11 protein-coding genes are annotated in these 13,755 nt (G+C 64.8%); 5 read left to right on the forward strand and 6 right to left on the reverse strand.

What is annotated here, in order from left to right:
* Window positions 1-6: 6 nt before the first annotated feature.
* Together DELCS14_RS05045 and metK are read right to left on the reverse strand one after the other, a co-directional pair.
* Complete coding sequence (locus tag DELCS14_RS05045; RefSeq protein ID WP_013800740.1) at window positions 7-2,016, reverse strand: tetratricopeptide repeat protein; 2,010 nt, start codon at window positions 2,014-2,016, stop codon at window positions 7-9.
* A gap of 248 nt (window positions 2,017-2,264) precedes the next feature.
* Entirely contained in the window at window positions 2,265-3,446 is a 1,182-nt protein-coding gene (metK, locus tag DELCS14_RS05050) for a methionine adenosyltransferase (protein ID WP_012207402.1), read from the reverse strand.
* 136 nt (window positions 3,447-3,582) lie between these two features.
* Here metK and DELCS14_RS05055 point away from each other — a divergent pair, with 136 nt between their 5' ends.
* Window positions 3,583-4,434 (forward strand): lysophospholipid acyltransferase family protein, encoded by an 852-nt coding sequence (locus tag DELCS14_RS05055; protein WP_013800741.1) that lies wholly within the window; start codon window positions 3,583-3,585, stop codon window positions 4,432-4,434.
* Window positions 4,431-5,297, forward strand: coding sequence for a lipid A biosynthesis acyltransferase (locus tag DELCS14_RS05060; RefSeq protein WP_013800742.1), 867 nt, complete (start codon window positions 4,431-4,433; stop codon window positions 5,295-5,297). The genes DELCS14_RS05055 and DELCS14_RS05060 overlap by 4 nt, the downstream gene beginning before the upstream one ends.
* Here DELCS14_RS05060 and DELCS14_RS05065 read toward each other — a convergent pair.
* From DELCS14_RS05065 to zwf, 3 genes are all read right to left on the reverse strand, one after another.
* Window positions 5,291-6,202 carry an alpha/beta fold hydrolase gene (locus tag DELCS14_RS05065; RefSeq protein ID WP_013800743.1) on the reverse strand — a complete coding sequence of 304 codons (912 nt, stop codon included), beginning with the start codon at window positions 6,200-6,202 and terminating at the stop codon, window positions 5,291-5,293. The two genes, DELCS14_RS05060 and DELCS14_RS05065, sit on opposite strands and share 7 nt — an antisense overlap.
* A 45-nt stretch (window positions 6,203-6,247) precedes the next feature.
* Window positions 6,248-7,000, reverse strand: coding sequence for a ribosome biogenesis GTP-binding protein YihA/YsxC (yihA, locus tag DELCS14_RS05070; protein WP_013800744.1), 753 nt, complete (start codon window positions 6,998-7,000; stop codon window positions 6,248-6,250).
* Between the two features lie 213 nt (window positions 7,001-7,213).
* Window positions 7,214-8,668 carry a glucose-6-phosphate dehydrogenase gene (gene zwf, locus DELCS14_RS05075; RefSeq protein WP_012207397.1) on the reverse strand — a complete coding sequence of 485 codons (1,455 nt, stop codon included), beginning with the start codon at window positions 8,666-8,668 and terminating at the stop codon, window positions 7,214-7,216.
* 140 nt (window positions 8,669-8,808) lie between these two features.
* Between zwf and pgi the strand changes: the two genes are divergently transcribed.
* Complete coding sequence (gene pgi, locus DELCS14_RS05080) at window positions 8,809-10,371, forward strand: glucose-6-phosphate isomerase (protein ID WP_013800745.1); 1,563 nt, start codon at window positions 8,809-8,811, stop codon at window positions 10,369-10,371.
* A gap of 35 nt (window positions 10,372-10,406) precedes the next feature.
* On the opposite strand, the gene DELCS14_RS05085 is transcribed toward pgi, so the two are convergent.
* The gene (locus DELCS14_RS05085; RefSeq protein ID WP_013800746.1) at window positions 10,407-11,309 is read right to left on the reverse strand and encodes an SMP-30/gluconolactonase/LRE family protein; all 903 of its coding nucleotides are present in this window, start codon (window positions 11,307-11,309) and stop codon (window positions 10,407-10,409) included.
* A gap of 240 nt (window positions 11,310-11,549) precedes the next feature.
* Between DELCS14_RS05085 and DELCS14_RS05090 the strand changes: the two genes are divergently transcribed.
* The gene (locus tag DELCS14_RS05090) at window positions 11,550-12,860 is read left to right on the forward strand and encodes a sugar ABC transporter substrate-binding protein (RefSeq protein ID WP_013800747.1); all 1,311 of its coding nucleotides are present in this window, start codon (window positions 11,550-11,552) and stop codon (window positions 12,858-12,860) included.
* Window positions 12,857-13,750, forward strand: coding sequence for a sugar ABC transporter permease (locus tag DELCS14_RS05095; RefSeq protein WP_013800748.1), 894 nt, complete (start codon window positions 12,857-12,859; stop codon window positions 13,748-13,750). The genes DELCS14_RS05090 and DELCS14_RS05095 overlap by 4 nt, the downstream gene beginning before the upstream one ends.
* Window positions 13,751-13,755 lie beyond the last annotated feature (5 nt).

The following is a 13,755-nucleotide window of genomic DNA, read 5'->3' on the forward strand; positions in this document are numbered from 1 at the left end:
AGGTTTTTACTTCGCAGCCTGAGGTTTGGCCGTTGGTTGCGGATTGAGCTGGCTGCGGATTTGCCTGTATTGAGGATTCTGAGGCTCCCGACGAATGGCTTGGTCGAGGTACTTCAGCGCTTCCGCCATGTTTCCTTGACCGTGGTAAGCCATTGCAAGCCCGTACAGCGCGGGTGCACTGGGGTTTCGAGCGACCAACGGTGTCAGCAACTCCTTGGCTCTGACACTTTCTCCCTTGCCAACAAGGGCCAGGCCCAGCCCGACGATCAGGCGTGGTACATCGGGCGAGGCATTCAGCAGAATCTGAAAATCGTCAACAGCCACTTGATATTGCTGAGCAGCGATGGCAATTTCCGCGCGCTTGAGGCGCAAGGTTTGCTCCATCTGCTTGGCGTTTTCGGGGTCTTCCGCCGGAGCGGAGAGCGCGATGGTGTATTCCTTGAGCGCTTCACTAGGCTGGCCCATGGCCAAAAGCGCTTCGGCTTTCTGGTAATTCAGGGCCTGGCCCTTGAAACCCTTGGCCTCTGCCGCCCAGAAGGCATTCATCGCCTCGGCAAATTTCTTTTGCTGGGACAGAACGGCACCCATATTGAACAGTGCATTGCCTCCCAAGTCTCCAAGGGCGTTGGCCGTGGCGAAGTCCTGCAGCGCCTGGTCGAGCATGCCCTTGTCTGCATGTGCCGTTCCGACGTTCAGAAAGGCACGGCCGCGTCCCACGGCATTGGCGGGGGCTTTTTTGTCGATTTTTTCGACAGCATCGGCCCAGGATGTGCCTACATCCTGAAGAGAGAGCACGCGCTCGAGAGCCAGGGCTCCGTACACCAGCCCGATGACGATGCCTGCGATGTAGATGGTGCGTGGTTTGACCCCTGTCAGCACAATGGCCACGAGCCCCGGAATGGCCACCGCCCACAGGTAGCTGCGGTACAGCACGAAGGGATCCTGCAGCCAGACTGTGGCGAATTCAGTGGCATACCAGAGAAGGGGAAACAGAATGCAGAGGGCGACGAGACCGATGATGCCTGGGCGCTTGATCAATGCCCAGATGGCGCAGCCCAGCATGGTGAGATAGCCCATGGCTCCGGCAAGGTGCCATATCGATCCAAAGCCCAGGGGAAATGCCGGTCTCAGGTCGATGGACATCCAGCCCACATATGGAAAGATCCACAGAAATCCATAGGCAAAAAACAGGGCGGCTTCATTGAGGATGCTCAGGGGATAGATCTGAGAGATGATTCCGGGCCGAAGGGCTTCCAACTGCCTTGCATAGCCTTGGGATTGCTCATCGAAAATCTGGCCCACCAGACTACCGAAGAAATGAAAGACTGCAGCCGAGGCAATGGCCAGCAGCAGCAAGGCCATTCCCACAATGACCATGGCCGCCTTCATGCCGGGGCGCCTGACAAAAATGTAAAGCGGCACCACCATGGCGACTGTCAGAAACGCATGCTCCTTGGACAGTACGGCAAGCACATAGCAGATCAATGCCGTGGCATGCCAGAGAGCGCGCCCGCTCTGAAGCCCACGCACAAAGGTCCAGCATGCCAGTACCGCGAACAGCGTTGCCATGACGATGGAGCGCTGCACCAAGTATCCAACGGCGTAGACCGCGACAGGATTCAGTGCAAAAAGGATCAGGCCCAACTGCAGGGCTGCATCGCGCGACGCGAGGAAATGGGGCTGCTCCTCGATGTCCTGCGGAAAGCGCGTCTGCGTCAGCAGGGCCTTGAACAGTGCATACAAAGCTGCCACGGTCGCGAGATGCAAGGCGATATTGAAGACGCGCTGCTTCCACCAGCCGGCTCCAAAGAGCTGTTCGATCCAGACGAAGCTGCCATACGACAGCGTGCGCTGTTTGAAGTCCAGCAGGCTGCCGTAGTTGCCGAAAATGGTTGCATCCGCCAGACGCATATCGTCAAACAGCAGCCCGTTGTTCAGGCCGGGCAGATAAACCCCCAATATGGCCAGCGCAAGAAGGGCACTGAAGCAGTAAATCGCTTTGTAGGAGGCAGCCATCGCCTTTTGCCTTGTCTTGTCTTGTCTTGGATGTGGCAGAGCTTGAGGTTGCCTTGCAGATTGCCTCTCTTGTGGAAAGGTGCAGTCAGTTTATCGGCCGTTAAACCCGATTACTTTGCCTGTTGCGCCAGTTTGGTGCGAGTATTGCGAGAAGGCCTGCGATGAAAAAAGCCCCATGTGCGGCACAGCGCAACATGGGGCCAAAGGCCATCCGTTAGATGGGCGCACGAGCGCCCCTGGCATTTTGCTTACAGGCCGGCTGCAGCGCGCAGCACGGCTGCCTTGTCCGTCCGCTCCCAGGTGAATTCGGGCTCTTCACGGCCGAAGTGGCCGTAGGCGGCGGTCTTGCTGTAGATGGGGCGCAGCAGGTCCAGCATCTGGATGATGCCCTTGGGGCGCAGGTCGAAATGCGCGGCCACCAGCTTGGCGATCTCGGCGTCGGGGATGACGCCCGTGCCTTCGGTGTAGACCGTGATGTTCATCGGGCGTGCCACGCCGATGGCGTAGGCCACCTGGATCTGGCACTGGCGTGCCAGGCCGGCGGCCACGATGTTCTTGGCCACGTAGCGCGCGGCGTAGGCGGCGCTGCGGTCCACCTTGGTCGGGTCCTTGCCGCTGAAGGCGCCGCCGCCATGGGGGCAGGCACCGCCGTAGGTGTCGACGATGATCTTGCGGCCGGTCAAGCCGCAGTCACCCTGGGGGCCGCCGACAACGAAGCGGCCCGTGGGGTTGATCAGGTACTTGGTGTCCTGCAGCCACTCGGAGGGCAGCACGGGCTTGATGATTTCCTCGATGATGGCTTCGGTGAAGCTGGCCTTCATCTTGGTGGCGGTTTCCGACTGGTCGGGGCTGTGCTGGGTGGACAGCACCACGGTGTCGATGCTGTGGGGCTTGCCGTCCACGTAGCGCATGGTCACCTGGCTCTTGGCATCGGGGCGCAGGAAGGGCAGGCGGCCGTCCTTGCGCAGCTGTGCCTGGCGCTCGACAAGGCGGTGCGCATAGTAGATGGGCGCGGGCATCAGCTCGGGCGTCTCGTCGCAGGCGTAGCCGAACATCAGGCCCTGGTCGCCGGCGCCGGTGTTGAGCTCGTCATCGCTGGCCTTGTCCACGCCCTGGGCGATGTCCTGGCTTTGCTTGTCGTAGGCCACGAGCACGGCGCAGCCCTTGTAGTCGATGCCGTAGTCGGTGTTGTCGTAGCCGATGCGCTTGATGGTGTCGCGTGCGACCTGGATGTAGTCGACGTTTGCGCCGGTGGTGATCTCACCTGCCAAAACCACCAGGCCCGTGTTGGTCAGCGTCTCGGCCGCAACGCGGCTGTACGGGTCTTGGGCGAAAATGGCGTCCAGGATCGCGTCAGAGATCTGGTCAGCCACCTTGTCCGGATGGCCTTCAGAGACGGATTCCGAGGTGAAAAGAAAGTCGTTCGCCATATGAATAAACTCCTTGGTTGCAGCTTTTTTGCTGGGCGCTGCCCAAGCTGCAGGAGCTCTGGCGAACGCTTTAGCAGAAATTGTTTAACGTCGCTCTGCAAGTTGCTCAGTTAACTCAGCGACACCCATCATTTTAATGCCATCCCTGTTCCGACTGTTTGCTGCACTGCCTTTGTGGCTATTGCACCCCCTTGGCGCGCTCATGGGCTGGGTGGCGTTCGCCGCTTCGGCCACGTACCGGCGCCGCTTTCTGGCCAACGCCCGGCAGGCCGGCTACGGCCTGGGCGCCGTGGCGCCGGCCGTGGGACACGCGGGGCGCATGGTGGCGGAGCTGCCGCGCATGTGGATGGGCAGGCAGCCGAACTGCGAGATGCACAACGAGGAATGCGTGCGCCGGGCCTACGCTGCCGGGCGCGGCATCATCTTTCTGACGCCGCACCTGGGCTGCTTCGAGCTGTCAGTGCAGCATGCAGCGCGGCAATGGTCGGCCGAGCACGGCGAGATCACCATTCTCTACCGCCCCGCGCGCCAGCCCTGGCTGGCCCGCGTCATGGAGACGGCGCGCAACCGCCCCGGCGTGCAGGCCGTGCCGACCACGCTGGCCGGCGTGCGCCAGATGATCAAAGCGCTGCGCAAGGGCGCGGCTGTGGGGCTGCTGCCAGACCAGGTTCCGCCCGAGGGGCAGGGCGTCTGGTCGCCGTTCTTCGGCCGTGATGCCTATACGATGACGCTGGCGGCGCGCCTGGCGTTGCAGACGGGGGCCGCGGTGATCGTGGCCCGTTGTGAGCGCTTGTCCTGGGGGCGGGGCTATGCGCTGTATCTTGAGGAGTTGCCCGTGCCCTTGTCCGAGAATCTGGAAGCTGCGGTGCAGCAGATCAACGAGGCGATGGAACACACCATCCGCCAATGCCCGCAGCAGTACCTGTGGGGCTATGCGCGCTACAAGCAGCCGCGCCGTGAAGCACCTGCCAACGAGGTGCATGCATGAGCGGGCGTATCGGCGTGTGGCTGATGCGGTCGCTGGCTTGGATGCCGCTGCCGTGGCTGCGGGGGCTGGGTGCGTTTCTGGGGCGTGTGCTGTTCGTGCTGGCGGCGCCGCGCCGCAAGGTGGCGCTGCGCAATCTGGAACTGTGCTTTCCCGAGCTGACCGAGGCGCAGCGCGTGGACCTGGCGCGCAGCAACTTCATCGTCTTTTGCCAGACCTGGCTGGACCGCAGCTGGCTGTGGGCCGCGCCGCGGGAGGTGGTGGCCGAGCGCGTGAAGCTGCAGGGCGCCGTGCATGAACTCGATGGCGATACGCCCACCATCCTGTTCGCGCCGCATTTCTACAGCATGGACGCGGGTGGCCTGGCGCTGCCTCTGCACACCACGCGGCCTTTCACCTCGATTTTTTCCACCCATCCGGACCCTGCGGTCGATGAGTGGTTCATGTCGGGGCGCCAGCGCTTTGGTGACGTGCGCATGCTCAACCGCGCCGACGGGGTCAAGCCCATCATCTCCAGCCTGCGCAAGGGCGGGCTGCTGTATCTGCTGCCCGACATGGACTTCGGCCGCAACGACTCGGTCTTCGTGCCCTTCTTCGGCGTGAACGCGGCCACCATCCCCTCGCTGTCGCGCTTTGCACGTCTGGGCCGGGCCAAGGTGCTGGGCATGTATACGCGCATGACGCCCACGGGCTACGTGGCCGAGATCACGCCGGCATGGACGGACTTTCCCACCGACGATGCCGAGGCCGATACGGCACGCATGAACCGCGAGCTGGAAGCGGCGATTCGCACCATGCCCGACCAGTACTACTGGGTGCACAGGCGCTTCAAGACCCGGCCCGAGGGCGAGCCTTCGGTCTACTGAACGGGGCGGGACAGGAACTGCTCCAGCGCTTGCCGCACCGCATCGGGCTGCTCGTGCACGACCCAGTGCGAAGTGCCTGCCAGGTGCTGCACCGTCAGGCGCGGCACCCACGGCTGCAGGCCTTCGACCAAGGCAGGCTGCAGTGCCGGGTCGCTGTCGCCCCAGAGCACATGCGTGGGCACGCCGATGTCCAGCATCTCGGGCGGCAGCCTCAGGTTGCGCAGTGCGTCGGCTGAGTCCGGATCTTCGGGCCGGGGCGGCACCAGGGGACTGGCGCCGTAGTAGTGGCAGGAGCCTTGCACGCCCAGGTCCCAGTGCTCGCGGTAGCGCTGCTGCAACTGCGGCGTGAGCCATCCGGGCAACTCGCCCTGCGGTGTGCGGAAAAATCCCAGCATGCGCTGCCAGCCGTTGTCGGCCAGCAGGGCGGGCGCGTCGGGGCGACGCAGGAAATGCATGTACTGGCTTGCGGCCTGCTGCACGGGGTTGTCCAGCAACTCGCGCAGAAAGGCGCCTGGATGCGGGGCGTTGAGGATCATCAGCCGCTGCATCAGCCCAGGATGGCGATTGGCCAGACCCCAGGCCAGGGCACCGCCCCAGTCGTGGGCGATCACGCAGGCTGCGGGTGCGCCAGGGCTTTCGATGGCGATCAGCGCTGCCAGATCCTGCAGCAGGTGCTTGGCCTTGTACTGCTCCACGCCAGCCGGCTGGCTGGAACGGCCAAAGCCCCGCAGATCGGGGGCGACGCAACGCCATTGCGTGCCGAACTGCTCCAGCATGCCTTCCCAGATGAAGCTGCCCTCGGGAAAGCCGTGCAGAAACAGCAGCAACGGCCGGCCGGGTTCGCCGCTGACGCGGCAGTGCAGATGGATGCCGTGAGGCAGCTCACGAATGCAGGTGGTCACCATGTTGCGCTCCTTGCGGGGCGCTGGCTGCACGAGCGCCTCCGGGCGCTAATCTTGGGGGCTGTCGCTCTCGCCGGGCGTCGCGGCTGCGACGTCCGCCTGCGGTGCAGCGGCTGCCGGCTGGGCCAGCCCTTCGGGATGGCTCCAGTGCCACAGCAACTGGGCCACCTCGTCCACACCCTGCTTCTTCAGCGCGGAGAACATGCGCACCTCGCCACCGCCGGCATTGAGCCGCGTGATGGACAGCACCTTGGCCTGCTCGGCGCGCGTGAGCTTGTCGGCCTTGGTCAGCAGCACGAGGAACTTCAGGCCCTCCTGCACGCGCGGGCGCAGGGCATCGAGCAAGGCTTCGTCGAGTTCGGTCAGGCCCAGTCGCGGATCGCACAGCAGCACGATGCCCGTCAGGCTCTCGCGGCTGACCAGATAGTTCAGCATCACGCGCTGCCAGCGCTGCTTGTCCGTGCGCGACACGGCGGCGTAGCCGTAGCCGGGCAGATCGGCCAGCACGGCGTCGGTCACGCCCTGTTTGCCCAGGGAGAACAGGTTGATGTGCTGCGTGCGGCCGGGCTTCTTCGAGGCGAAGGCCAGCTGCTTTTGCTGCGTCAGCGTGTTGATGCAGGTGGACTTGCCGGCATTGGAGCGGCCCACGAACGCGATCTCGGGCACATCGACCTTGGGAAGATGGTGCAGTTGCGCAGCCGTCGTCAAAAAGCGCGTCGTGTGCATCCATCCCATGGCGAGCTTGGGATCGATCAGGGAGGAAGTGGGGGCGGCATCGGCAGCCGGCGCAGCAGGATTCATGGTGTGGTCAGTCTCTCGGGGCCTCATTGTAGGTTCCCCCATGATCCAGCGCCCCCCGCGGGCTATAGGCTGCGTTGCAGGCCGAGCGCGTCGCCTGAAACCGGCGCGCCCCAGCGCCAGGGACAGCGAGCAAGGGCTGCCCCGCAGCGATGCTGTCGTCCCCCTCCCGCGTAGCGAGAGAGGGGGAAGGCGCGCAGCGCCTCAGGGGGAGCCTCAAACCTCCTCGCTCCAACAAAACCCATCCCGCGCAATCATGGCGCTGGCCGCGCTGGGCCCCCAACTGCCAGCCGCATAGCCGCGCGGCCCCGAGAGATCGTTGCGCCAGTGCTGCAGTATGGGTTCCACCCAGCGCCAGGCCTGTTCCTGCTCGTCGCTGCGCACGAACAGATTCAGCCGCCCGGCGATCACGTCCAGCAGCAGGCGTTCGTAGGCGCCCACGCGCTTGGCGCCGAAGCGCTGGTCGAAGTCCAGGTTCAGGTGCACAGGGGCCAGCGAAGGCTCGGCCTGCTGCTGGGTGGCGCCCTGGGCCAGCAGGTGCAGCTCCAGGCCGTCCTTGGGCTGCAGGTTGATGACCAGACGGTTGGCTTCGGACAGGGGCGAGCGGAAGATGGGATGGGGCACGGGCCGGAAGTTCACGACGATGCGCGCATCCCTTCCTGCCAGCCGCTTGCCGGTGCGGATGTAGAAGGGCACGCCGGCCCAGCGCCAGTTGCAGATCTCGGTGCGCAGGGCGACGAAGGTCTCGGTCTGGCTGCCGGCCGCCACGCCTTTCTCTTGCTGGTAGGCGGGCACGGGCTGGCCCTGGCTGGCGCCGGCCAGGTACTGGCCGCGCACCACGTGCTGGCTCAGGGTTTCCGGCGTCCAGGGCTTGAGCGACTGCAGCACCTTGAGCTTTTCGTCGCGGATGGCGTGGGCCGAGGCGTTGATCGGCGGCTCCATGCCGATGGCGCACAGCAGTTGCAGGGCATGGTTTTGCACCATGTCGCGCAGCGCGCCGGTCTGGTCGTAGAAGGCGCCACGGCTTTCCACGCCCAGTTCCTCGGCAATGGTGATCTGGATGTTGGCAATGGTCTCGCGCCGCCACAGCGGCTCGAACAGGGCGTTGCCGAAGCGCAGGGCCAGCAGGTTCTGGACCGAGGGCTTGCCCAGGTAGTGGTCTATGCGAAACACCTGCTCTTCGCGCAGGACCTTGCGCAGCGTGGCGTTGATGGCCTGGTTGGAGGCCAGGTCGTGGCCCAGTGGCTTTTCCAGCACCACGCGCGTCTGCGGGCCATTCAGGCCCACGGCGGCAATCTGCTCGCAGACCGTGGTGAACAGGCTGGGTGCAGTGGCCAGGTACATCACCACCGTCTCGGCGCCGCGCGTGTTCAGCGCCGTGGCCAGGCGCTCGTAGTCGGCGGGTTGCGACAGGTCCATGCGCAGGTAGTGCAGCAGGGCCGCGAAACGCGAGAACTCCTCCGGACTGGGGCGCTTGGACAGTTCCACCTTTTCGAAGCGGCCCTGGATGAGCGCGCGGTACTGGTCGTCACTCAGATCATCGCGACCCACGCACAGGATGCGTCCCCCCTCGGGGAGGGTGCCGTGGCGGAACGCCTGGAACAGCGCGGGCATGAGCTTGCGCCATGCGAGATCACCCGTGCCACCGAACAAAACCAGATCGAAACCCATGCTGTCTCCACAAGTTGATGTGTCTATTTTTTGGTAACTTGGTTACCAAAATTTTGAAGAATCGGATAAATTATAGGAAGGTGTTGAGGTTTTGTTCCAGAGATGTGTTGTCGATTTGGTAATCAGATTACTTTCATCCCATGCTGTCCGTCATTCCCCAGCCCCCGCGCTGCGACCATGCCACTGTCTGGCCTGCGCTGCACCACCATGCCTTGGCCCTGCGCAAGGGCTTCGATCTGCGCCACGCCTTTGCCGATGATCCCGGCCGGTTCGCGCACTTCAGCCAGGAGGCGCCACACTGTTTTGCAGACCTGTCCAAGAACCTCTGGGATGCACCAGCCGAGGCGCTGCTGTTGCGTCTGGCGCGCGAGTGCGCAGTGGAGCAGCAGCGCGATGCCATGTTCGCCGGAGAGCACGTCAACGGCAGCGAGGGCCGCGCCGTGCTGCACGCGCTGCTGCGCTGCCCGCGCGGCGAGTCGCCGCCGGGCCTGGCATGGGCCCTGGCCCAGGTGCACGAAACGCTGGATGCCATGCTGGCCTATGCCGAGCGCGTGACGGCCGATGCCGGCATCACCGATGTGGTGTGCATGGGCATCGGCGGATCAGGCCTGGGGCCGCAGATGGCCGTGCAGGCGCTGCAGGGGATGTGCGACGCACGGCGGCGCATGCACTTCGTCTCCAACGTGGATGGGCATGAGCTGCAATCGGTGCTCGATGGGCTGCAGCCGCGCAGCACGCTGTTCATCGTGGCCTCCAAGGTCTTCAACACGCAGGAGACGCTGACCAATGCGCGCAGCGCACTGCAATGGTTCCATGCGCAGGGCGGTGAAGATGTGGCGCGGCATTTCGTGGCGCTGACCACCAATGCCTCGGCGGCTGCGCAGATGGGCATCACCACCACTTTCGGCTTCTGGGACTGGGTGGGCGGGCGCTATTCGCTGTGGTCGGCGATCGGGCTGCCCGTGGCCCTTGCCGTGGGAGCAGCGGCATTCCGCGACCTGCTAGCCGGCGCGCATGCCATGGACCACCATTTCCGCACGGCACCGCTGCAGGCCAACCTGCCCGTGCGTCTGGGCCTGCTCGATGTCTGGAACCGCAATTTGCTGGGCTTTGCCAGCCGCTGCATTGCGCCCTACCACGCAGGCCTGCGGCGCCTGCCGGCCTATCTGCAGCAACTGGAGATGGAGAGCAATGGCAAGCGCGTGGACCGCCAGGGCCGGCCGCTGGCGCTGGGCTCAGCCCCCGTGCTCTGGGGCGAGCCTGGTACGGATGGGCAGCATGCCTTCTTCCAGATGCTGCACCAGGGGACGGACATCGTGCCGCTGGAGATCATCGCCGTGCAGCGGCCGTCGCACGGCCTGCAGGGCCACCATGAGCAACTGCTGGCCAACGCCCTGGCCCAGGCCCAGGCCTTGATGCAGGGGCGTTCCTGCGATGATGGCCATCGCCACTTCCCGGGCAACCGGCCCAGTACCTTCGTACTGCTGGATGCGCTCACGCCGGCGGCGCTGGGTGCGCTGATCGCCTTGCAGGAGCACCGCGTGTTCGTGGCGGGCGCGCTGTGGGGCCTCAACAGCTTCGACCAGTGGGGGGTGGAGCTGGGCAAGCTGCTGGCGCGCGACCTGCAGCAGCGCTTGGCCAGCGGGGATGTGGCGGAGCTCGATGCATCGACCGCAGGACTGCTGCAGCGCATGCGGGCCTGACGCCCCTGGCAACACGTTGCCGGGGCTGAGCACGCTCAGGCTTCGCGGAAGCTGTTCACCGGCAGGCCCGGCACATCGACACGGCACTCCATCAGCGCACCGGCAGGCACCTGCGCCGATCGCTCCGGATCGGGCCGGCCGTGTCCGGCCGAGGTGATGTACAGCGTGCGCAGGTCCTCCCCCCCAAAGCAGACCATGGTGGGGCAGCGCACGGGCGTGTCCAGGCGCTGCAGCACATCGCCCTCGGGGCTCAGTTGCAGCACGCAGCCGCCTTCATACATGGCCACCCAGTAGTTGCCCCGGACGTCGACGCTGGCGCCGTCGGGGCGGCCGCCATAGAGCCTGCCCTCGGCCTTGGGGGCGAAGGCCTTCCACAGAGAGCGCGTGCCCAGCGTGCCGGAGTCCAGGTCGAAGGCAAAGCGGTCTATGCGGTGGGCTGGCGTGTCTGCCCAGTACATCCAGTCGTCATCGGGGCTGAAGGCCAGTCCGTTGGCCGTGGTGCAGTCGCCTGCCATGCGCTGAACGGCGTAGCCTCCGGCGCCGTCCGCACGCAGGCACCACAGCGCGGCATCGGGCGCCGTCTTGGGCGAGAACAGTGACCCCGCCCACAGCCGCCCGGCGCGGTCGCAGCGCCCGTCGTTGAGCCGCAGCTGCTGCGGATCATGGTCCAGACGGGCGATCATTTCGGTGTGTCCCGTGGCGGTGTCCAGCAGGCCGAAGCCATCGCGCAGCCCCAGCACGATGCGGCCCCGGTCCGTGGGAGCGCAGCAGCCCGGTTCGCTGGGCGTGGCCCAGCTGCGGTGCAGGCCTGTGGCGGGCTCCCAGGAATGGATGTGCCTGTCCTGGATATCGCACCAGTAGAGCCGGTGTTCCTGCGGGTGCCAGAAGGGGGACTCGCCGAGTGCACTCGGTGGAACAGGGATGCGCTGCACGGCCATGGTCTGCCTCGGAGATGGGGATGAACGGAATTCTAGGAGGTCGGGACGCACCGCAGCAGCGGCAAATGGTTTGATGCATCGGCTAAGGGATATCACCGGCTTGGCTGCGCATAAAAGTATCGAAAGGCGCATCTGTCGTACCAGTCCAGGCACGAGGCCGTCGCCACAATGCCTCATCCGCAGCCGGGATGGGAGGCGCGGTGATCCAGCACTCGAAGACCAGGGAACAAGGAGACAAAAATGCACAGCTTGCTCAAGGCCAGCCTCACATGGGCCATGGCCACTGCCGCAGTGGGCGCACTCGCCGGCACCGAACTCGTGATCGCCGCCGTGAACAACGGCCACATGATCGAGATGCAAAAGCTCACCCCCCGGTTCGAGAAGGCCCACCCCGACATCACGCTCAAATGGGTGACGCTGGAAGAAGGCGTGCTGCGCCAGCGCGTGACCACCGACATCGCCACCAAGGGCGGCCAGTTCGATGTGATGACCGTGGGCATCTACGAGGTGCCGATCTGGTCGAAGAAGGGCTGGCTGCAGCCCATTGCCACCGATGCCGCCTATGACGCGGCCGATCTGCTGCCCACCATCCGCGAAGGCCTGTCCTACGAAGGCAAGCTCTATGCCTCGCCCTTCTATGGCGAAGGCTCCATGCTCATGTACCGCAAGGACCTGGCCGACAAGGCGGGTTTTCAGATGCCCGACAAGCCCACCTGGGAGCAGGTCCGGGAGTTCGCCTCCAAGGTCCACGATCCCAAGGCCGGGGTCTACGGGATCTGCCTGCGCGGCAAGCCGGGCTGGGGGGACAACATGGCCCTGATCACCACCATGGCCAATACCTTCGGCGGCCAATGGTTCGACATGCAGTGGAAGCCGCAGATCGACACACCCGCCTGGAAGAAGGCCGTGGGTTTCTATGTGGACCTGATGAAGGCCTATGGCCCCCCGGGCGCCTCGGCCAACAGCTTCAATGAGAACCTGGCCCTGTTCAACGAGGGCAAGTGCGGCGCCTGGGTGGATGCGAGCATCGCCGCCTCCTTCGTGAGCGACCCCAAGCAATCCAAGGTGGCCGACAAGGTGGCCTATGCGGCTGCACCCATCGCCAGCACGCCCAAGGGATCGACCTGGCTGTGGACCTGGAACCTGGCCATTCCCTCCAGCTCGAAGAAGGCCGATGCGGCCCAGGTCTTCGTGAAGTGGGCCACTTCCAGGGAGTATGTGCAGTTGGTCGCGCAGGAGCACGGCTGGCGTGCCGTGCCCACAGGAACGCGCCAGTCCACCTATGCCAATGCCGAGTTCCAGAAGGTGGCAGGCTTTGCCGCAGCCGAGAAGCGGGCCATCGACAGCGTGAGCCTGACCGATGCGACCGAGCCCAAGTCGCCCTATGCCGGCGTGCAGTACGTCGCGATTCCAGAGTTCCAGGCCATTGGCATTGCCGTGGGCCAGCAGATGAGCGCCGCGCTGTCGGGCAAGGTCACGGTGGAGCAGGCGCTCAGTACCTCGCAGACGCTGGCCGAACGCGAGATGAGGAAAAGCGGCTACTACAAATGAGGGCCGATAGGACTCCCGACAGGGCGGCATCCGCCAGGCGCCTGCTGCCCCGCGCCCTGATGGCGCCCGCCGTGGCCGTGCTGCTGTGCTGGATGCTCGTGCCCTTGTTGATGACGATTTATTTCTCGCTCGTCAACTACAACCTCATGCAGCCCGGCGAGCACCGTTTCGCCGGCTGGGACAACTACGCCTTCTTCATCACCGATCCGGACTTCCTGCCCGCCGTGTGGAACACGCTGAACTTCCTGGCCAGCGTGGTGCTGATCACCCTGGTGCTGGGCGTGCTGATCGCTTTGCTGATCAACGAGCCATTTCCGGGGCGCGGCATCGTGCGGGTGCTGCTGATCTCGCCGTTCTTCGTGATGCCCACGGTCAATGCGCTGCTGTGGAAACACATGATGATGAACCCGATCTATGGCGTGCTGGCCAGCCTGTGGAGGGCCGTCGGACTGCAGCCCGTGGACTGGCTCACCGAGATGCCGCTGCTGTCCGTCATCGTCATGGTGTCCTGGCAATGGCTGCCCTTCGCCTGCCTGATCTTCATCACCTCGCTGCAGTCGCTGGACCGCGAGCAGATGGAGGCGGCGCGCATGGATGGCGCCAACGCCCTGCAGCGCTTTTACTACCTCACGCTGCCCCATCTGGCGCGGCCCATGGCGGTGGTAGTGATGATCGAGATGATCTTCCTGCTCAGCGTGTTCGCCGAGATCGCCATCACCACGGCGGGCGGGCCCGGCAACGAGAGCACCAACCTGACCTACCTGATCTACAAGCAGTCGCTGATGAACTTCGACGTGGGCGTGGCCTCGGCCGGTGCACTGTTTGCCGTGGTGCTGGCCAACATCGTCTCCCTCTTCCTGATCCGCATCGTGGGCAAGAGCCTGGACTGAGGGCA

The sequence above is a fragment of the Delftia sp. Cs1-4 genome (assembly GCF_000214395.1).
GTDB classification, from domain to species: Bacteria; Pseudomonadota; Gammaproteobacteria; order Burkholderiales; family Burkholderiaceae_C; genus Comamonas; species Comamonas acidovorans.